At 33.7% G+C, this 19,584-nt stretch carries 20 protein-coding genes; all 20 read right to left on the minus strand.

Translation table 11 applies throughout. The features are described from left to right. Window positions 1-116 precede the first annotated feature (116 nt). Window positions 117-833 (minus strand): class B sortase, encoded by a 717-nt coding sequence (locus ABMA45_RS00990; protein WP_022088020.1) that lies wholly within the window; start codon window positions 831-833, stop codon window positions 117-119. Beyond that, window positions 817-5,157: a SpaA isopeptide-forming pilin-related protein gene (locus ABMA45_RS00995; RefSeq protein WP_022088021.1), complete on the minus strand. Its 4,341-nt coding sequence runs from the start codon at window positions 5,155-5,157 to the stop codon at window positions 817-819. The genes ABMA45_RS00990 and ABMA45_RS00995 overlap by 17 nt, the downstream gene beginning before the upstream one ends. Before the next feature lie 87 nt (window positions 5,158-5,244). After that, a complete protein-coding gene (locus ABMA45_RS01000) occupies window positions 5,245-6,168 on the minus strand; it encodes a CAP domain-containing protein (protein WP_022088022.1) in 924 nt (307 codons plus the stop codon). Between the two features lie 178 nt (window positions 6,169-6,346). Continuing rightward, a complete protein-coding gene (locus tag ABMA45_RS01005) occupies window positions 6,347-7,399 on the minus strand; it encodes a DUF6017 domain-containing protein (RefSeq protein WP_348029876.1) in 1,053 nt (350 codons plus the stop codon). Next, window positions 7,389-8,252: a ParB/RepB/Spo0J family partition protein gene (locus ABMA45_RS01010; protein WP_022088024.1), complete on the minus strand. Its 864-nt coding sequence runs from the start codon at window positions 8,250-8,252 to the stop codon at window positions 7,389-7,391. The genes ABMA45_RS01005 and ABMA45_RS01010 overlap by 11 nt, the downstream gene beginning before the upstream one ends. After that, entirely contained in the window at window positions 8,245-9,027 is a 783-nt protein-coding gene (locus ABMA45_RS01015; protein ID WP_022088025.1) for a ParA family protein, read from the minus strand. Before ABMA45_RS01015 ends, ABMA45_RS01010 begins: the two co-directional genes overlap by 8 nt. Before the next feature lie 10 nt (window positions 9,028-9,037). After that, on the minus strand, window positions 9,038-9,247 hold the full coding sequence (locus ABMA45_RS01020; RefSeq protein ID WP_022088026.1) for a DUF6462 family protein: 210 nt from the start codon (window positions 9,245-9,247) through the stop codon (window positions 9,038-9,040). After that, on the minus strand, window positions 9,244-9,483 hold the full coding sequence (locus ABMA45_RS01025; RefSeq protein WP_022088027.1) for a DUF6462 family protein: 240 nt from the start codon (window positions 9,481-9,483) through the stop codon (window positions 9,244-9,246). The genes ABMA45_RS01020 and ABMA45_RS01025 overlap by 4 nt, the downstream gene beginning before the upstream one ends. A 15-nt stretch (window positions 9,484-9,498) precedes the next feature. Continuing rightward, entirely contained in the window at window positions 9,499-9,735 is a 237-nt protein-coding gene (locus tag ABMA45_RS01030) for a DUF6462 family protein (protein WP_022088028.1), read from the minus strand. Between the two features lie 295 nt (window positions 9,736-10,030). After that, window positions 10,031-11,575, minus strand: a complete 1,545-nt coding sequence (gene lysS, locus ABMA45_RS01035; RefSeq protein WP_022088029.1) for a lysine--tRNA ligase — start codon at window positions 11,573-11,575, stop codon at window positions 10,031-10,033. A gap of 45 nt (window positions 11,576-11,620) precedes the next feature. Next, window positions 11,621-12,106 carry a transcription elongation factor GreA gene (gene greA, locus ABMA45_RS01040; RefSeq protein ID WP_022088030.1) on the minus strand — a complete coding sequence of 162 codons (486 nt, stop codon included), beginning with the start codon at window positions 12,104-12,106 and terminating at the stop codon, window positions 11,621-11,623. A 79-nt stretch (window positions 12,107-12,185) separates the two neighbouring features. Further along, window positions 12,186-13,142, minus strand: a complete 957-nt coding sequence (dusB, locus tag ABMA45_RS01045; protein WP_022088031.1) for a tRNA dihydrouridine synthase DusB — start codon at window positions 13,140-13,142, stop codon at window positions 12,186-12,188. A gap of 9 nt (window positions 13,143-13,151) precedes the next feature. Next, entirely contained in the window at window positions 13,152-13,922 is a 771-nt protein-coding gene (locus ABMA45_RS01050; protein WP_022088032.1) for a type III pantothenate kinase, read from the minus strand. After that, window positions 13,923-14,249, minus strand: coding sequence for a DUF6145 family protein (locus ABMA45_RS01055; protein ID WP_022088033.1), 327 nt, complete (start codon window positions 14,247-14,249; stop codon window positions 13,923-13,925). It lies immediately after the preceding gene. A 186-nt stretch (window positions 14,250-14,435) separates the two neighbouring features. Continuing rightward, window positions 14,436-15,803 (minus strand): sensor histidine kinase, encoded by a 1,368-nt coding sequence (locus tag ABMA45_RS01060; RefSeq protein ID WP_022088034.1) that lies wholly within the window; start codon window positions 15,801-15,803, stop codon window positions 14,436-14,438. Between the two features lie 7 nt (window positions 15,804-15,810). Then, window positions 15,811-16,491: a response regulator transcription factor gene (locus ABMA45_RS01065; RefSeq protein ID WP_022088035.1), complete on the minus strand. Its 681-nt coding sequence runs from the start codon at window positions 16,489-16,491 to the stop codon at window positions 15,811-15,813. Window positions 16,492-16,608: 117 nt separating this feature from the next. Next, a complete protein-coding gene (locus ABMA45_RS01070; protein WP_022088036.1) occupies window positions 16,609-17,187 on the minus strand; it encodes a hypothetical protein in 579 nt (192 codons plus the stop codon). A 13-nt stretch (window positions 17,188-17,200) separates the two neighbouring features. Then, on the minus strand, window positions 17,201-17,437 hold the full coding sequence (locus tag ABMA45_RS01075; RefSeq protein ID WP_022088037.1) for a hypothetical protein: 237 nt from the start codon (window positions 17,435-17,437) through the stop codon (window positions 17,201-17,203). 176 nt (window positions 17,438-17,613) lie between these two features. Then, window positions 17,614-18,528: an SPFH domain-containing protein gene (locus ABMA45_RS01080; RefSeq protein ID WP_022088038.1), complete on the minus strand. Its 915-nt coding sequence runs from the start codon at window positions 18,526-18,528 to the stop codon at window positions 17,614-17,616. 28 nt (window positions 18,529-18,556) lie between these two features. Beyond that, window positions 18,557-18,997 carry an NfeD family protein gene (locus ABMA45_RS01085; RefSeq protein WP_022088039.1) on the minus strand — a complete coding sequence of 147 codons (441 nt, stop codon included), beginning with the start codon at window positions 18,995-18,997 and terminating at the stop codon, window positions 18,557-18,559. Window positions 18,998-19,584 lie beyond the last annotated feature (587 nt).

Here is a 19,584-nt window from a genome sequence, read left to right on the forward strand (position 1 = left end):
AATCTGCTTTCTTAATCCACATATCAAACCATAATCGGATAATTTTTTCTCTCTCGTTCATAAAGCACCTCCACAACTTCCGATTTGTATTTTTCTTAATATTATGGTTTATTGTATCACATTTTCTTTCCCACCACCACAATTCTCCAAGCATCACCTTTTCCATTATCGCAGGTAGACAACATCATCATCTGCTCCCCATATTTAGGTCTTTCCCCTATGTTCCACAAACTATGCCCTAACACCTTGTCCACAAAATCATCATAGTCCTTCTTATCCCTTGCCATTACAAACTTCCAATACTCAAATTCCTTTACGTTCACACTCATAACAGCCAACACTTCATATTCTCTTCTTCTGTCCGTTGTAAAATATATCTTTCGATGTTTATCGAAAAAATCCTTATCCTTGTACTGCTCCAGTGCTTCAAACATCTTCCCACCATTTATGTTATGACCGTAAATTATCAGGTTATCAGATTTCTTTAAATCACAATACGCACTTAAGTATGGAGTTCCGTAAAAACTGTAGTTCTTATTAAAATCATGCTTCAAGTAAAAATCCGGATTATCCCTTGTCTGCATTACAGGATAACTTATTGTTGTTTCAGGCACCTCCAAGTATCCAATGCAGTCCTCATTTTCTCTTTTAAGCCTTTCCACATTTATTGTATTGTCTTCTTCATCTGTCACACTTTCCTGTATCTTTTTAAATCCATTCTCACTTTTCTTCCCTGCTTCTTTTTCCTTTAAAAAAGGGACGGCTGCAATCACAGCCATCCCCACTAAAAGAAGTATCAGAGATATTTTAATCATTTTAATCATTCTCTTCATTGTCCTTCTTCTCCTCTTTGAAATTGTATTTTGCTTTATCCTTTGCTCTCACACATGCAAAACATCCAAGTGCCATTAAAAATGCGATAAGTGAAATCATCATTCCTACAGACTTTCCCTTTATGCCTGTCTGTGGTGTGTCAGGCACTTCAGGTATTCTTTCATCAACCACTGTAAGCTTCTGAAGCTTTCCTGTGTCCCTTATCCTGATTTTCTTATCCTTTGCAACCTTGTAATGTTTTGGTGAGCTTACTTCCTTAAAGGTATATGTTTCTCCTGCCTTAAGAATTCCTTCAATAAGTTCAGCATTTTTGCCTGTTGTAAATTCATACACTTTCTTGCCCTTGCTGTCATACACCTTGTACTTTGCACCGCTAAGCTGCTTCTTTGTGTCTGATGCAATCTTGTTAAACTGAACCTTTATTGTGTCATCAGTCATGCTTACTTTCTGAATCTTGCCGTCATCCGCCACTGTAAACTCAACACTTTCTGCAGTTGCATAACCGTCTCTTGGCTGTTTTTCAGTTAAAATGTAAGTCTTGCCTACTGCATACTTTCCTTCAATCACGTGGCTTTCTTCCGTTGAAACCCATTCATCCATTACAGTTCCTGTGTCCTTTTCAGTTACCTGCATCCTGCAGCCTGAAAGTTCCCTTCCGTTTGTAATGTCCTTCTTGGAAAATTCAAGCTTTGTTGTGTCATCATACATTACCAGCTGATTATCAATATTTTCCTTGAAGATGTCTCCACTCTTAACAAGAACCTTTGTCCTGCAATTATTGCTGCCGCTTTCAACAAGCTTGAATGTAATTGCATCTGCAGTTACAAATCCGTCTGCAGGTCTTGTTTCAGTTAATGTGTATTCCTTATCCTTAAGAAGTCCATAGATTTTTAATGCATAATCATTGTCTTTTTCCACATAAACGTTGAAATATCCCATTTCCTTAAGACTTTCATTTAACTTAACTGATGAAATGTCACCTGAAACCCAGCTTACGATTTCATTTCCATTTTCATCACTTATCTTTAAATGACAGTCCTTAATCTCCACTGATGATGCAATCATTCTCTTACTGATTATTGTTTCAGTCTGGTCTTCCTTGACAGTTACCTTAGCCTTAACTGTTGAAGTTTCCTGATCCCTATATTCAAGGTGAACCTCATAAATTTCCCTGTCAATGTAATAGCTGTCGCTTACACTTTCTTCAAGGAAATAATAATTACCTGAATTTAAGGCCTCTTTAACAGTTTGTCCCTGTTCATTCTTCTGTTCATCTTTCTGAGCGTTTTTCTTGCCATAGTCTTCATCCATTACAGGTACGTTAAATGGTATGCTTGCAACACCATTTTCATCTGTTGTAACTGTAGTGATTTTTTCTCCGGCCTTTACAATTACATTTCCCTTTCGGTCATAAATGTTGTCTCTTGAATAGAATCCAAACACTGCACCTGCAACAGGTTCTCCTGTCTTTGAGTCCTGCTTTTCAAGAGTAATGTCAGTTTTTACAAGGTCATTGTAAACATCAAATTTTCCTTCCTTTGAATTTTCAGAAACATCAAGTACATATTCATCATCTTTGTTGTTCCACTTAAAGCTTAAATCCCATGATGCCTTTTTTGGAAGAATATAACCATACTTTGTCTTTACTTCCCTTAATGTGTATTCACCAAGTGGAACGCTTAATGTCATTGTGCCATCATCATTTACTGTGTAGTTACAAATACCATTACAGTCATTTTTAAAATCAACCTTTTCACCTGTTGTAATTGTTGCCACAACTGAATCCTTATTAAACAGCACTGTTCCCTGATTGTCCTGTGACAAGATGTCCTCTTTTGCAGTAAGTTCAAACACAACACCGTTAAGCTTTACATCATCATAATCAAATGGATTTACATTAATCTCTGTTATTTTGTCAGTGCTGCTTAATGCTTCTTGCACCTTGTTTGAAACTTCGTCAGTCTTGTCTGATGTATTATCGTTTGTTTTATTTGCTTCAGCACTGCTTTCATCATTTCTTCCACATAATTCAGGACCTGTTTTGTCCAATGTAAACTTTCCATATGTCACATCATTGTAATACTCGCATTCTGCATAAAGGTATTCATTTCCAAGTTCATCCTTCATTGTCTTGTATGAATCGCTACTTATCTTGGCAGTAACAGGACTCTTGTTTACCTTGTACCCTTCCGGTCCTTCAATTTCGTACACCTTGTATGTTCCTGCCTTAAGCTTTTCATAAGTAATGATTTCTCCGGTTTCATCTGTTACAAATCTGTCAACAACCACCATTTTGTTACCGTTGCTGTACTTCTGTGTAACAAGAGTTTCATTACCTTCCTTGTCAACCTTGTAAATCTGATATGTTGTACCTTTCTTTAACACTGTCTGATGTGTCTTTGAATCCTTCTTTACGATTTTTAAGTATGCCGTAAATTCAGGATTGTTTAATAAGTACTGATATGTCTTGCCGTTTTCAGTTACATTTACATAAAAGTCAGAACATTTTTCAGTATTGTCTGCTCCAACAGTCTGATGTACAACATATGTACCATATGGCAACTGTTTTGACTTTGCATAACCGTTTAAGTCTGTTGTTAAGATGTCTCTTTCAGTGGCTTTTGCTTTGTCATATGAGCCTGCACTTGCAAGATAAATCTGAAACTGTGCACTCTTTTCAAATGGCACAATGCCTGCAGTCCCATTACCCATGCCCTTGATGATTGCTACATCACCCTTAATTGGCTTTTCTGAAACCTGCTTTTCAACTGAATTGTATTCTGCAGTGAACTTAACACCGTCAGCCACAATGTCATATACCCTGTCATTCTTAAGATATCCCCTTGGCGGTGTGATTTCCTTTAGGTAATATGTCTTACCGCATCTCATGTAGTCTGTTTCAAACTGGTAATTCTTGTCTGTTGTATATGACTTGATTAACTTTGTACAGGCTGCATCTGAATAAACTCCATACACTGCACCTTCAAGTGTTGCATCACCCTGGGCAACCTTGCCTGTTTCTTCATCAATCTTTACGGCTGTTAATTTTACCTTCTTGTACTTGTCCTTAAGAACAGGCTTGTAGGCTAACTTGTAATTGCTGTATGATTCTTCTGCAGTTTCAGGCCAATCACCATCATCATTCTTAATCCAAGAATCAGCCTTGGTAAGTGTAATTGTCACTTTATTATTAGTTAAATCAGTTATCTTATTATTTCCTTTGTCTACCACAAAAGAAGTCAATAGATTGTTATTTCCCGAATCCACTTCCTCGATAACATACTTGTTACTAATGTCATCCATTTGCTCATCAAGATCCGCTTCTTTTAATTTTTCAGCACCAGCCTTGGATAAATCGGATGCGTAATTATATCCTTTATCATCCAGAATATCTTTCATTTTTTTCTTATCGTCATTTGTCATATTCTTTAGGTCTGAATCTTTTACATAATAGTATTTTTTTGAATTTAACAGATATGTAAATCTAAATACTATTTTACCGTTTGAATCTGTCATTACATCCTGACTAAACTTTGTTGCATCCTTATCAGCATCTTCTTTCACTGAATCACCCCAACCATTATACTGATATGAATATAATTCCTTTATGTTTTTAGCTGTAAATCTAAAAGTAACTTTTGGAATAGTAGTTCCATCTTCATCAATTTTTTCTAACGTTATTCTTTGTCTGTAGTATCTTTTCCCATTTGTATGGGCATATTCATATTCCTGATTAGTTGATTTTATTTGCAACAACTTTTGAACTTCACTGTCATCTGTGGAACCTGAATATTTCCAGATATAAATATCGCATTCCACTTTTTTTCCTACTTCAAAAATATCAGAATATAATGTATCGTCTTTATAATATCCTGTATTCTTTTTAACCTGATTAATTACACTTTTTAAATTGCTTTCACTTGTGTATCCCTCTTCAACACTCCAGATAAGACACTGTGCATAAACCCAAGCCTTATTACTACCTTTTTTCACTTGATCATACCAATATCCAATCTTGGCTTCTAACTTATTCTTTGTACTGGAATCATCGCTACTAATTGTTTTTGATTCAGATTTATAAGTATATCCTGTATGACATGCCTTTCCCAAATCCATACAAAAAACAGGTTTTGAATCTACCTGAGTTTGAAGCCATGTTCCACTCTCACTTTTTGAACCTATGTTCACTGTTCCTAATTTTCCCAGTGATTCCAAGCTGGCAACTCCACTTGCAGCACTTACTGAAACCATTGGACAAACATTTGTTGTAATCATTACTGCAGCCAACAATCCTGCTACCATTTTTTTCATCTTCTTAAACATCTTATACCTCTTTCCTTTCTTGAAAAAGACAAAAAAATGCCTTACCAAATCACTAATGATTTAATAAGGCGTTATTCTGTCATTTATTCATTTTTTACATTTTTCTTCCAGAAGTTTATCTATGTCTGCATCTGCAAACAATGCAACCCAATAATAACCTCCACTTGCTCTATAGCATGCTATCGCTCCCTTAACATGACTCTTTGATATTAGATTTTTGTAGTGAGCACTGCTCCCTTTCCATTGTTTCATCGCTTCCTTGTATGAAAAAGCTCCTTCAAGAATGTTTTCACTAGAAACATAATTTATGCCATATTCAGAATCTCCTTCCTCAATCACAATAAACTCGTCATCAATCCTATATGTTTTTGAGAAAACTTTCATTGCAGTTTCATACCATCCATCATGGCTGTAATTCTTGCTGATTTGCTTTGCTCTCTCCAAACAAACATTATATACATTATCTGACCATTCAATTTTCTCTGCTCCTGCAGCTTTTCTGTACTTGTTTTGAAGTTCAAATGCATTTTCAGATGCGACTCTGTCTGTAAAAGGCTTCTTAACTTTGCCCCACTTTGTTCTTGGATAAAGATCATTCTTTATTTTAACACTTTTCACTTTTGAAAATTGTCCATACACATTGTTTCCATTAATTTTCTTGTATGCCCTTATCTTTATCTTAACCTTCTCACCCTGAAAACAATTTGTTAACGTAAAGTAATTTTTCTTTGTTGTTTTTATTTTCTTCCAGTTTTTTGTTACCGGATAGTAAACATAAACATTGTAACCTGTAACTTTCTTTTGCTTTTTCCAACTTATCTTGTAACCTGATATGTACTTTAACTTGGTCGTTGCAAGACTTGCATCCTTAATGCTTTTGAAAGTCTTGATAACTTCTCTTGTCCTTACATCATTCACCCTGGATATTTCTGCAGCATTAACACTACTTGAACCCATCACATTGGCGATAATCAGCATTACTATAATCACATATTTAATTTTTTTAATCATGGTACCAACCCTTCTGCGCAAAATTTAAGTCCATTTATAACAAACATTTATCAACATCAATGCAGTGGTAAATACATCAACTGTTTATAGGACTATAATAGCACAACAAATCTGTAAAACAAAACTCTAGTATGGTCTTTTTTTGACCTTTTTCGAGTCTACTATGGTTCTTTTTCATTTAATCGCTTCTAAATTTTGTTCTCATTGCCAACTCCGGCATGTCATGCTGAACCAATGCCTTATAATAACTGTCAATTGTCATTGGAGCATTATATAACGTTGCCAGTAAATATTTTTTTATGTTTCTTACATCAGAGCTATTATGGTTCAGGCAATCTAAAACATATTCAATATGACTCTTGTCTAATTTACAAAATCTTGACTTTATCATTTCTGTTGAAATTCTATTGCCACTGATTATCTGATACTCCTTGTCACTTACTATTGCCTCAACCATAATGTCAACCAGATTGTCAACTTGTTCTCTGTCAGTTATGTTATTCTCAATCAGGAGGTCGTAATCAATGTTGTGTTTTATCAATTTTTCGTATGCCTCGTATTTTAATTTTATCATATCCCTTCCCATCCCATCACCTGCAGTAGGTGTGATATGATTAGATGTGATATGACTCTCATTAGTATTATTTATATTAGTATTACTACTATCAGTCTTATTATTAAGTGGTGTATCATCGGTAACCTCTTGAAGTGTAATATTTACACCTCTTGAAGTTTCCTCTCCTACACTTCTTGAAGTGTAAGGTGTTACACCTCTGGAGGTTTCCTCCCTTACACCTCTTGAAGTGTAGGATGTTACACCTCTGGAATCGCCGCAATTATCCTGTGAAGTTTCAATACCTTCTTTGTCTCCTGAATAATTTCTTTCAATTATGAAGCTTTTTACATACAACAGGCTTGGTAAGCCTAATCCCCTTCTTTTCTTTTCAACTAAGCCAAATTCAACCAATTCATTAAGATACTTTACTGCAGTCTTCTTGCTAAAATTGAAATCTTCCATTATTTCAACAACCTGATATATTATGTACACTCTGTTCTCGTCATCAAACCATCTGTTTTTCATTGAAAGATTCATTCTGTCAAGCAGCACTCCATACAAAAGTTTGGCATTAACTGACAAATCTTCAAACATTGGATCTGTTATCATTGTCTTTGGTATCTTTATGAAATTGAATTGGTCGGCTTGGTTTCCATAATAATAATCAAATGCCATATCCTTCACTCTTCCATTTCTCCAGAAGCTGATAAATTATTTTTTCCATATCCTTTCTCGAATATTCTTCCGGAAAGTACTTTTCTAATTTATTCTCTGGTAATATTACTTTTTTCTTTTTTCTTGGTTTCGAATTAATATTTTCAACCACATCAGAAATCTGTTCCTTGTTTTCTTTATTCATTTCCCTGATGCGCTTAATTTGCTCATCATTAATGCTGTATCCCTGATTAATGTAATTTAATACTTCTTTCTGCTTTTCTTCTGATAAATCAGCAATTTTTACAGCTAACGTGATTGTTAGTTTCTTCTGATCCACCATATCCAATAATTCAGCAATCAGGTTTGTTAGTTTGACGTATCGGGTAACCTGTCTGCCTCCAAGTCCGTTGTCCTCGCCAACAATCTCACGACTTCTGTCACCCCTTTTTCCCATATGACTTATGGCATCCATCTTCATCTTAAAGGCAAATGCCTTTTCACTTGGTAGTATTTCCTCTCTTTGAATGTTACTGTCAACCATAATTATTGTGGCATCATCATCAGTTAAGTCCTTTATTATTACAGGCACTTTTTCAAGTCCTATTATTTCTGCGGCTCTCTTTCTTCTGTGCCCTGATATTACTTCATAGAAGTTATCCTTTTTTCTTACCAAAATAGGTGACAGTATTCCTCTTTCCCTTATGGAGCTTACAAGTTCCTCCATTCGTTCATCATCCAACACCTTAAACGGATGATTTTTAAACTCTCTTAATAAGTTAATGTCTAATTCCTTTGTTCCTTCACTTGCAGTATTCACACCAAGTAATTCATCATAACTTGTTAGTTTTATCTTTTCTCCAAATTTACTCATTTTCCAAGACCTCCTCTGTTAATAATTCATAGCTCTTTGCAACCTTGCTTCTTGCATCGTGTGTGTATATGCTCTTTCCTACTGCACTTGTTTCTGCCGCTCTTACCGACATTGGAATTTTATTTTCAAAGATTCTTATGCTCTCTCCGTATGTGTTTCCCAAAGCCTCAATAATGTCCTTTGTGTAATTGGAACGCATGTCAACCATTGTAAGTAACAGTCCCTCTATTGTAAGGCCCGAATTAATCTGTTTCTTTACTCTGCTTATTGTTTTAATTAGCTGCTGTAGTCCCTTAACAGGCAAATATGCTGCCTGACTGGGTATTATTACCGAATTGGCACATGTTAATGCATTTACGGTAATAACGCCCAGGCTTGGCATGCAGTCAATTAATATGACATCATATTGTTCTGTGAGTTCTCCTAACAAACATTTCATTACCATTTCCCTGCTCATTACATTTACCATTGAAACTTCCAAACCGGACAGTTCAATGTTTGCCGGAATGAAATCTACTCCCTCACAATGGTGATGAATTAATTTTTCATAGTTAATTTCTTCATCATTGATTACATCTAACATTGCATTTGCCAACGTATACTCAAGTTCATCCGGTTCATTTACACCTAAGCATATCGATGCACTTCCTTGTGGATCTGCGTCCACTATCAACACTCTTTTTCCTTTTCTTACTAAACCTATTCCCAGATTTACTGCGGTTGTGCTTTTTCCACAACCGCCTTTCTGATTTGCTATTGCAATTATCTTACTCATAAATTTTCTCCTATACTTCTCTGAATTTCTCTAAAAACTTCTCAAAGATTTCGCAGTTTACTAATACAATCCCATTAACCTTATAAGTTGCTTTTGCCTCCTTAGCTAATTGTTCAAACTTACTATGTCCCATGCTGTACAGTTCTGCTCCTTCTTTATATCTAACAAATTTCTTTGCTAATGCCTTTGTTTCTCTTACTGTTCCTGCTTTATTAATCATTTTTCTTCCTCCTTCAATCTAATTTTTCTGATATGTTGCTCTAAAATGTGTCTGTTAACCCTTACCATTTTGCCAATCTTATAAACTGCCCCTGATTCTCTGCATATTCTTATAAAAGATTTCATTCCCATCTTGTAATACTCTGCTCCTTGCTTAAAAGTAATAAAGTCTCTCTGCAACATATCAATGTCCTGTTCATCAATGTCATATGAATACATCCAGATATTTCCACTCATTTTTTTGCTTGCCTCCTATTTCTTTGCTGGTTCGTGAAATTGCTCCAAATATTCATTAAAAATATCTCGGTTAATCAATACATATCCATCAATTCTATAAATAGCTCCAGCCTTACTTGCCAATTCAAACAATTTCTTATGTTGAATGCTATAAACATGTTCTGCTTCCTGATATCTTAAAAACTTCTTTTCTAGATTTCTTCTTCTTTCCTTAACCTCTTTAATTGACATAAATTCTTGTTTTCTTTCCATAACAAATCTCCTTATTTAAAATTTGAGCTATGACAAAATCCAATCAAATAGTCAAAAGATTATTTGATTCCAACAACTCCATCAATCATTTCATAACTTTGTTGTTTGCAACAAAAAAGACACTTTTTAAAAATTGCTTTTTAAAAAGTGTCCTAATTAGGATTAACTATTCTATAGTTATTTGACAGTTATATACCTCATATTGATACATAACTCTTCATATAAACCTTCTGATTTGATGTCAATTTGATGTCAAATTTAATTTAAGCCTCTGCAAACCCTTTATTTATTGGCTTTATTTATCCAACTGCTTCATTGTTGGGAATAACAATACGTCTCTAATAGCCTGTGAATCAGTTAATAACATACAAAGTCTGTCAATTCCATAACCGATACCACCTGTAGGAGGCATACCTACTTCAAGTGCATACAAGAAGTCTTCATCTGTATGGTTAGCTTCTTCATCACCTGCATCTGCTGCTGCATCCTGAAGTTTAAATCTTTCTCTCTGATCAATCGGATCATTAAGTTCTGAATATGCATTACACATTTCCCATGTGTTAATAAATAATTCAAAACGTTCTACCTTATTAGGATCTTCAGGTTTCTTCTTTGTAAGTGGAGAAATCGCAATTGGATGATCCATAACAAATGTAGGCTGAATAAGTTTCTCTTCGCAGAATTCTTCAAAGAAAAGATTAATGATTTCGCCTTTTCCATGTCTTTCTTCAAATTCTACATTATGTTCCTTTGCTAAAGCTTTAGCTTCTTCATCTGTTGCAACTGTGTCAAAATCAATTCCTGTATATTTCTTAATACAATCAACCATTGTAATTCTTTCAAACGGCTTACCAAAATCGATTTCAATTCCATTGTAAGTAAACTTTGTGCTACCTACAACCTTTTCTGCAAGGTATCTGAACATCTCTTCTGTAAGGTCCATCATACCATAATAATCTGTATATGCCTGATATAATTCCATAAGTGTAAATTCAGGATTATGTCTTGTATCTACACCTTCGTTACGAAATACTCTACCGATTTCGTATACTCTTTCTAAACCACCAACGATAAGTCTCTTAAGGTATAATTCAAGAGAAATACGAAGTTTAACATCTTCATCTAATGAATTGTAATGTGTTTCAAATGGTCTTGCTGCTGCACCACCTGCGTTGTGTACAAGCATAGGTGTTTCAACTTCCATGAAATCTCTCGCATCAAGGAAATTTCTGATTTCTTTAATAATTTTTGAACGCTTAATAAATGTTTCCTTTGATTCCTGATTCATTATTAAATCAAGATATCTCTGACGGTATCTCATATCAGTATTTGTAAGCCCATGATGCTTTTCAGGAAGAATCTGAAGACTCTTTGAAAGTAATGTAACCTCTGTTGCATGAATACTCATTTCACCTGTCTTAGTCTTAAATGGATAACCTTTAACTCCAACGATATCACCAATATCCATTTTCTTGAAATCCTTATATTCTTCCCATGGTTCTTCTTTGCTTATATCATTTCTTGCAACATAAACCTGAATGTTACCATCTCTATCCTGAACGTTACAGAATGAAGCCTTACCCATTACACGTTTTAACATAATACGTCCGGCAATTGAAACTAATTTAGAGTCTTCTCTGATTAATTTTCCTTCTTCATCATGTCCACATTCTAACTTGTCAAAATTATCTTTAATTTCCTGGCTATGATATGTTACTTCATATTTTGTAATCTGAAAAGGATCCTTTCCCTTTTCCTGCAAATCAGCTAATTTTTCACGTCTTACCTTTAAAAGCTGATTAATATCCTGCTGCTGATTCTGGTTATTCTGCTGTCCCATTGTTACTCCTTTATATCTATATCTTTTTGTGAATTTTTATTAAAATTAAAGTACCTTCTTAATCTCTAATACTTTATATTTAGCTTCTCCATCTGCTAATTCAACAAGTACATCATCACCTACTTCATGACCAAGTAATGCCATTCCTAATGGAGATTCATTTGAAAGTTTCTGCTGAAGACTGTTTGCTTCTGTAGAACCTACAATGCTAAATTCTAATTCTTCATCAAATTCATAATCGTAGATTTTTACATGACATCCAACACTGATTTTATTAATATCAACGTCCTCATCCGCAACTACTTCAACATTTTTAAGAATTTTTTCGATTTCATCTATTCTTGCTTCAATATCTCTCTGCTCATCTTTTGCAGCATCATATTCAGCGTTTTCTGATAAATCGCCCTGTTCTCTTGCTTCCTTAATTTTCTGAGCGACTTCTCTACGTCTATTTACCTTTAAATCTTCTAATTCTTTTTCCAATCTATCAAGTCCGGCTTTTGTAAGTACGTTCTTCTTTGTTTCTGCCATTTTTTTAATCCTCCGATCAAATTTTTATATTTAAAGTTTTACAATTAATAATAGCCTAACACGGCATTAATGTCAATGTTTATTGCAGTTTCGCGTTAACCGTCTCTACCAAATTTTCCATAGTTTCAATCTGGTTACACATACGTCTAAGTTCTGCTGAATGTGGCAAACCTGCCGTATACCATGCTATATGTTTTCGCATTTCTCTAATACCTGTATACTCACCTTTATAATTAACAAGCATTTTAGCATGTCTTATAATCATTTCTCTTATATCATTTATTGTCGGTTTGTCTATAACATTCCCATTTTCAAGATATTCTTTAATTTCTCTAAATATCCATGGATTTCCTCTTGCACCTCTTGCAACCATTAATCCGTCACATCCGGTATATTCTTTCATTGCCTTTGCATCCTCAGCTGAAAAAATATCTCCATTTCCAATTACGGGAATCTTTACTGCTTTTTTTACATCTTTTATTACATCCCAATCTGCCTTGCCACTATAGTATTGTTCTCTCGTTCTTCCATGAACTGCTATAGCCGATACACCACAGCTTTCTGCAATTTTTGCAATTTCAACAGCATAAACCGTTCCATTTTCAAAGCCTTTTCGTATCTTTACAGTGACAGGTTTATTTACGGCCTTAACCATTTTTGTAAGAATTTCTTCTACTAATTTTGGCTGTTTTAACAATGCTGAACCTTCGCCGTTATTTACAATTTTAGGAACCGGGCATCCCATATTTATGTCGATAAAATCGCACTCTCCTTCTTCAACCTGTGCTGCAATCTGTGCCATTATATCAGGGTCAGAGCCAAATAACTGAACTCCTACAGGATGTTCATTTTTATCTATATTCAATAATTCTTTGGTATTCTTGTTTTTATATAGAATTGCCTTTGCACTAACCATTTCCGTGTAAAGCATGTTGCACCCCATCTCTTTACACAACAAGCGAAATGGCAGGTCTGTTACTCCTGCCATTGGTCCAAGTGCCAAACAATTTTCAATTTCAATATTTCCTATCTTCATTAAGCACCTTTACTTTTTATTTTTTTCGTAAATAATTCTCATTCCCTGAAGAGTGAGTTCCTTATCATAAATATCTATTCTATCCGTATTTTCATAAATAATTCTTCCAAGACCACCTGTTGCAACAACTTTTGCGTCGAGAAGTCCGCTTTCCTTTTTCATATTATCTATGATGTACTCTGTCTGTCCGATATAGCCATAAACTATACCCGCCTGCATACTCGTAATTGTATCTTTTCCAAGTATTGATTCAGGCTTTTTAATTTCAATTTCAGGAAGCTTTGCAGTATCATTCCATAATGCCTTTGCGCAAATTCTGATACCCGGAGATGTAACTCCTGCTGCAAATGTTCCATCTTCTGTAATTAAATCATATGTTGTAGCTGTTCCAAAATCAATTACAATACATGGTCCACCATACAATTCATATGCACCTACTGCATCTACGATTCTATCTGTTCCAACTTCCCTAGGATTTGCACGCTGAATCTTTATTCCCGTCTTTGTGCCTGCCTCAATAACAATAGGATGTAATCCAATATATTTGTAAATTCCATTTGTTAATGAGTACATAATCTTAGGTACAACCGATGATATTATTACTGCTTCAATATCTTTAGGTGAAATACCTTTTCGTCCAAGCATTTCTGCAATTAATACTCCATATTCATCTGATGTTCTTGCCATCTGAGTTGTCATTCTAAATGTAGCATAAACTTTTTTTTCTTTAAATACACCAAGTGTAATATTAGTATTACCGGCGTCAACTGTAATTAACATTTATTCCTCTCCTAAAACAAATACTTTATAGTACATTTCCAGTGATTCTAAAAGTTCTCTCTTATCAAGCTGCATCTGCTTAACCTTTAATCCACATCCTATATCATCATATAAAAGGTCTCCCTCATCTGCCTCTGTGACAATCTGTAATGTTCCATCTTCTTCATATTGCAAAATAAGAATTCCACCTACTTCTTCTGTAAACAGCACACACATAATCTGCAATTCCTGTTTTACACGCTCCGGAAGATTAGAAAATTGATCGTTTAAATAATACTTTTTTTCATATGCATTAGACGCACACAAAACCATTTTTTCATTAAACATTCTGTTTTTCTCCGTTCTTTGTCATTTCGTCTTTTTTAACTTTACGCAAAATACAGAATTTGTCAAGAAAAACTTACTAATGTTAATAAAGTAGAGTAAATATCTGTTAATTATTAATACAACTCTTTTCCCATTTTGGCATTTTTTAATATTCAATTTGCCTTAACCAAATTAATTTGACAAATATTAGCTAAAACATAGCAAAAATTTAATTTTATAATTTCCCGGAATTTTGCTTTCTCCATTTGGTATTGCAGTTATATTTCCATTCATGTTTTCCATTGCTTCTTTTGCTATTGCAAGACCTAATCCGAAGTTTCCTTTTTCTCCTTTATAGAATCTTTCAAACAAATGAGGAATGTTCTTTTCAATTGTTCCATCTCCATCATCGTATATTTCAATTACGTTTTTACCTTCCATTACATATCCTCTGATAAAAACCTGTTTTTTTGCATATCTAATACAATTTGATGTAATGTTTAAAATAACATTATGGAACAAATCTTCGTCAATATTTATGCTCATCTGTTTATCTATTTCCATATCAATATCGATTTCTTCTTTTAATGCAATTCCTTTTATTCTCTGCAAAGCATCTAACATAATCTCTCTTGCATTAAATTTCTCAATGGAAACATTATACATCTTACTATCAAATTTGGATAATGTAAGAAGTTCAGCCACCATCTTATTTAGTTTTATACTTTCCTGTCTGATGACTGATGCCGCCCCTACATTATCGCTTAATATTCCACTTTCAATACCTTCTGCATAACCTTGTATTGACATAAGTGGATTTCTAAACTCGTGAGAAATATTCTGATAAAAACTCTTTTGATTTTCGTCATTTGCTTTTAATTTTGCAGCCATATGATTAAGGCTCTTATACAAATCTTCTATTTCTTTATTTGACTGTCCTTCAATTTTATTTGTAAATATTCCATTTCCTACTTCATTTGCGTAAGCACAGGCTTTCATAATCTGATTGCTAATACTTTTTGACAATTTTACGGAAAATACAACACTTACTATCATGCAAATAAGTATAATAATCATTAATATTACATTAGAATTTACAAGATTGTCCGTCCCAGTCCTCGTATTCGTTACAAATACCATTGATGCATTTTTAACACCCTCGTAATTGTCTAAAGATACAACTGAAATGTAGCACTGATAATTATTAATTTTTTCTCTGTGGATATCTTTTTTTGATTTTGAAATTTTTATTATCTGACCATCATTTATTTCAAACCCACTATCACTCTTAAAACTTATATTTTCATTTCTCAAAATATAAAAATTAGTGTTTCCTGATAATTTTGTGGAAGTAAGAGCTGCAACTAAATTAGTAAGGAGTTCTGATGAGTCCCCTTCTTCATACGATGTTTGCACAAGTTTTTCCATCGTTGTCATTGTGCTTGATAATTCCTTTTTAGCCGTGGTCTGTATATTATTAGTCATTACAACATTAAAAATAACTAAGATTATAATAGGTACTGCAACTGAAATTGCAAGCATTGATGACAATAATTGTTTATATATCGTTCTCATTTTACACCTACTTTTTTAATGCCATTTTAAATCCATATCCCCATACTGTTTTTATTTCTACATTGCTGTCTGCTATTTTTCTTCTAAGCCTCTTTACTGTATCATCTGTAGCTCTTGTATCAATATCATATGCGATTTTCCACACTTCTTTAAGCAATTCTTCTCTAGAAATTGCCTGATTATTCTTTTGTATAAGATATTTAAGGAAGTCGAATTCCAGTGGTGTAAGAGCAATTTCCTCATCATCTACATATGCCTGCTTCTTAGTCACATCAATTTTTATATTTCCAAATGTAACCTTTTCTACTTTTTCTACCTTATCCATCGAAATTCTTCTAAATAATGCCTGAACTCTCGCCACAAGTTCTATTGGTGAAAACGGCTTTGTCAGATAATCATCCCCGCCAACACTTATTCCTTTTATCCTATCCTCTTCGCTATCTTTTGCTGATAAAATGATTATTGGAACATTTGCTATTTGTCTTATCTGCCTGCATATTTCCACACCATCTGTTCCCGGCATAATAACATCTAAAATTATCATATCAGCATTTTTTTCTTTATATCTTTTAAATAAATCATCTCCATTAGAAAATGTCTCAACTTCATATCCCTGATTTTCTAAGAAACATTTTACTAACTCACGTATATTCTTTTCATCATCAGCTATATAAATTAATTCGCTCATTTTTATCCCTCTTATAAAATATGTAATGCCCCCGCCCTTCGGTCAGCGGCTATTCGTCGGAAACATTTATAGAAAATGAACTTTGTTCATTTTGTTTCCTCCTATTTACGGTTATCTTTAATTTTCTGAAACTACAGATTCTAATTCTAACGATGCTATCTGTATTTTTCGGTTATCGCAATTTAATCTTCTGTCTGTTGTAGTAATAACCTTGCTTTCTGTTACTTTTTGACTGCTTCTAATATATTTTTTCATTTCATTTGATTCTTTTGTAGCTTTTCTCAAAATAGATGAAAGCTTGTTCTGACTCTTTATATATTTTATCTGTTGTTTTTTTATATAACTTTTCTTCTTATTATTTAATTTTGCATTTTCCATCTTTAAGCTTTTCTTCTGGCACACTTCCTTCTGTGCACGTATTCTTTCAGTATATATTTTCAAATTTTCAGTATATTCATTTATTTTTATTTTAAATTCTTCTGTTGGTTTTGTATTCTTTTTTATTAATTCTATGCATTTATTGTTTATTTCTGTAAGTTTTACACTTTTAGTATCAATAATAGAATTATTGTCTTCTATAATTACATCTAATTCTTCATTTGTCATAACATTATAATCTACTGCCGCAAATGCACTCATGCTATAAATCATAATTATTGTCATTGTTATAAAAAATGTCTGTGCTATTCTTTTCATTTTACCCTTCCTTTTAATCCTTTAAAATATCATTTAATTCTTCTAACTGCTTAATCGCTTCATCTAAAGCGTCCTGTGTACTTTCTTCATTATTTGTACTTACTTCTTGATTTGTTGTTTCTTCTATATATGTATTATCATTTACAGCAGTTGTCTCTTTTATTTTTTCTTTTCCATTGCATGCACATATTGTTATGCAGGCAACGCATAACATAACTCCTATGATTGTCTTTTTTATTATCTTATCCATTTTTCCCCTCTAATCATTCGTCTGCCTTTGTTTATTATAAAGTTTCATATTCACTTATTCAATTATACTGATGTGGCAATTTTGCGGTAATTTTTGTGGCATTCGTAGTATCCTCAAAAAAAGGGACAGGTTCTCTCTGAAAGCAAGCTTTCTTAAGAACCTGTCTTTTTTTATTATTAGTCTTTTATTACTTCTGTTATTGCTTTTACTGAGCCTGCGAGTCCCTGAATGTCAGATGGGATTATAATCTTTGTTGCCTGACCGTCTGCTGCCGCAGCAAATGCTTCTAAGCTCTTTAATGTAAGTACTGACTGGTCTGCTCCTGCTTCTTTTATTAATTTGATACCTTCTGCAGTTGCATTCTGTACTTTAAGAATTGCCTGTGCTTCACCTTCTGCTTCAAGAATTCTTTTCTGTTTTTCAGCGTCAGCCTTTAAGATTGCTGCCTGTTTTTCTGCCTCTGCTTCAAGTACTGCTGATTCTTTCTTTCCTTCTGCTCTAAGAATAGCTGACTTCTTTTCACCTTCTGCAATTAAGATTGCTTCTCTACGTTCACGTTCAGCCTTCATCTGCTTTTCCATCGCATCCTGAATTGCTGTTGGTGGAATGATGTTCTTAAGTTCCACTCTGTTAACTTTAATTCCCCATGGATCTGTTGCTTCATCTAAAGACTGTCTCATCTTAGCATTAATAATTTCTCTGGATGTAAGTGTTTCATCTAATTCCAAATCACCAATAATATTTCTAAGAGTTGTTGCTGTTAAATTTTCAATAGCCATAATAGGACTTTCTACACCATAGCAGAAAAGTTTAGGATCTGTAATCTGGAAAAATACAACTGTATCAATTCTCATTGTTACGTTATCCTTTGTAATAACCGGCTGAGGTGCGAAATCAACAACCTGTTCCTTCAAGTTAACTTTTCTTGCTACCATATCTAAAAATGGCACTTTAAAATGAAGACCTACAGACCATGTGCATTTATATCCTCCAAGTCTTTCAATAACATAGGCATGTGCCTGTGGTACAATCTTTACGCATGTTGATACTAAAATCAACGCTAATACTACTACTACAATTAATAATGGCATTTTACTCCTCCTCAATCTTACTTCATGCTCAATTATTTAGTTCCGTTTTTTCGACAATAACTTTGACACCCTCAACCCTTAATACTTTTACATATTCTCCGGCTTCTATGATTTCTCCATTATCAGTTCTTGCTGTCCAGTCCATTCCATCAATCTTTACAGTTCCGGTTGCAAGTACGTTGTTTATATCAGCCGTCACTTCTCCAACCTTTCCTTCCATGGACTCAACATTTGTTTTTTCAGGATCTTTGTTAATATAATTTACTGCAAATGGGCGAATAAATAATAATATTAAGATTGACACAACAACAAAAACTATTGCCTGCACAATCAAATTTGCCCCCAATGCCGAAACTAAGCATGCGGCCAGTGCTCCTACAGCAAACCATATACTTGTTAATCCCATTGTTATTAACTCTGAAACTGCAAGTATAACAAACAGAGCCAGCCATACTACAACATAATCCATATTTCGCTCCTTTCTGCATTTTTCTATATTATTCTATCATACATATATATCTTTTTACAATAAATATTATGTTACTTTGAATACATTTAATTACCTGATTTTGCAAATATGAAAAACAATTTTTCAAAGTGAATAGCCTTAATAGGCATTTGTCCTAGGGTTCAATATCAACATTATTTATACCGGTTTTCCTCTATTTTATATGTTTATTAATTCATAATTGTATGAAACATCAGACTGTAATTAACAATTATTTACTATATTTAAGGCACTTTTTTATTGGTATATTTGATACATTTTTTTAAATTACGACTTATTATTTGTGTGTATTGCCAAATTTGTTTTCCATTTATTGCAATTTTTTTTTGCCCGCGTTATTATTATCTTCGGAATATTATAGAAAATTTTATTTATATAGGTTGATTTACTTACAATATTGGTGGGCTTTTATTAATCGACCTTACAAAAAGGAGGATTTCATTATGGCAACATCAAAAGCTACAAAAACTGTTGCAAAAGAAACTGCAAAAAAAATTGATACAAAAGCTGAAGTTAAGGACACAAAAAAGGAAACTGTTAAAGTTACT

The sequence above is a fragment of the Eubacterium sp. CAG:156 genome (assembly GCF_000434315.1).
GTDB classification, from domain to species: Bacteria; Bacillota; Clostridia; order Lachnospirales; family Lachnospiraceae; genus Eubacterium_U; species Eubacterium_U album.

What these genes read in the sequence shown, in the direction of transcription:
- ABMA45_RS01015 (WP_022088025.1), bottom strand. Translation starts at nt 9,027, where the DNA reads ATGAGTAAGATAATTGCAATAGCAAATCAGAAAGGCGGTTGTGGAAAA.
- ABMA45_RS01005 (WP_348029876.1), bottom strand. Translation starts at nt 7,399, where the DNA reads ATGGCATTTGATTATTATTATGGAAACCAAGCCGACCAATTCAATTTC.
- lysS (WP_022088029.1), bottom strand. Translation starts at nt 11,575, where the DNA reads ATGGGACAGCAGAATAACCAGAATCAGCAGCAGGATATTAATCAGCTT.
- ABMA45_RS01055 (WP_022088033.1), bottom strand. Translation starts at nt 14,249, where the DNA reads ATGTTTAATGAAAAAATGGTTTTGTGTGCGTCTAATGCATATGAAAAA.
- ABMA45_RS01000 (WP_022088022.1), bottom strand. Translation starts at nt 6,168, where the DNA reads ATGATTAAAAAAATTAAATATGTGATTATAGTAATGCTGATTATCGCC.
- ABMA45_RS01050 (WP_022088032.1), bottom strand. Translation starts at nt 13,922, where the DNA reads ATGTTAATTACAGTTGACGCCGGTAATACTAATATTACACTTGGTGTA.
- ABMA45_RS01065 (WP_022088035.1), bottom strand. Translation starts at nt 16,491, where the DNA reads ATGAGCGAATTAATTTATATAGCTGATGATGAAAAGAATATACGTGAG.
- ABMA45_RS01025 (WP_022088027.1), bottom strand. Translation starts at nt 9,483, where the DNA reads ATGAGTGGAAATATCTGGATGTATTCATATGACATTGATGAACAGGAC.
- dusB (WP_022088031.1), bottom strand. Translation starts at nt 13,142, where the DNA reads ATGAAGATAGGAAATATTGAAATTGAAAATTGTTTGGCACTTGGACCA.
- ABMA45_RS01060 (WP_022088034.1), bottom strand. Translation starts at nt 15,803, where the DNA reads ATGAGAACGATATATAAACAATTATTGTCATCAATGCTTGCAATTTCA.
- ABMA45_RS01080 (WP_022088038.1), bottom strand. Translation starts at nt 18,528, where the DNA reads ATGCCATTATTAATTGTAGTAGTAGTATTAGCGTTGATTTTAGTATCA.
- ABMA45_RS01020 (WP_022088026.1), bottom strand. Translation starts at nt 9,247, where the DNA reads ATGATTAATAAAGCAGGAACAGTAAGAGAAACAAAGGCATTAGCAAAG.
- ABMA45_RS00990 (WP_022088020.1), bottom strand. Translation starts at nt 833, where the DNA reads ATGAAGAGAATGATTAAAATGATTAAAATATCTCTGATACTTCTTTTA.
- ABMA45_RS01010 (WP_022088024.1), bottom strand. Translation starts at nt 8,252, where the DNA reads ATGAGTAAATTTGGAGAAAAGATAAAACTAACAAGTTATGATGAATTA.
- ABMA45_RS01075 (WP_022088037.1), bottom strand. Translation starts at nt 17,437, where the DNA reads ATGGATAAGATAATAAAAAAGACAATCATAGGAGTTATGTTATGCGTT.
- greA (WP_022088030.1), bottom strand. Translation starts at nt 12,106, where the DNA reads ATGGCAGAAACAAAGAAGAACGTACTTACAAAAGCCGGACTTGATAGA.
- ABMA45_RS01030 (WP_022088028.1), bottom strand. Translation starts at nt 9,735, where the DNA reads ATGGAAAGAAAACAAGAATTTATGTCAATTAAAGAGGTTAAGGAAAGA.
- ABMA45_RS01070 (WP_022088036.1), bottom strand. Translation starts at nt 17,187, where the DNA reads ATGAAAAGAATAGCACAGACATTTTTTATAACAATGACAATAATTATG.
- ABMA45_RS01085 (WP_022088039.1), bottom strand. Translation starts at nt 18,997, where the DNA reads ATGGATTATGTTGTAGTATGGCTGGCTCTGTTTGTTATACTTGCAGTT.
- ABMA45_RS00995 (WP_022088021.1), bottom strand. Translation starts at nt 5,157, where the DNA reads ATGTTTAAGAAGATGAAAAAAATGGTAGCAGGATTGTTGGCTGCAGTA.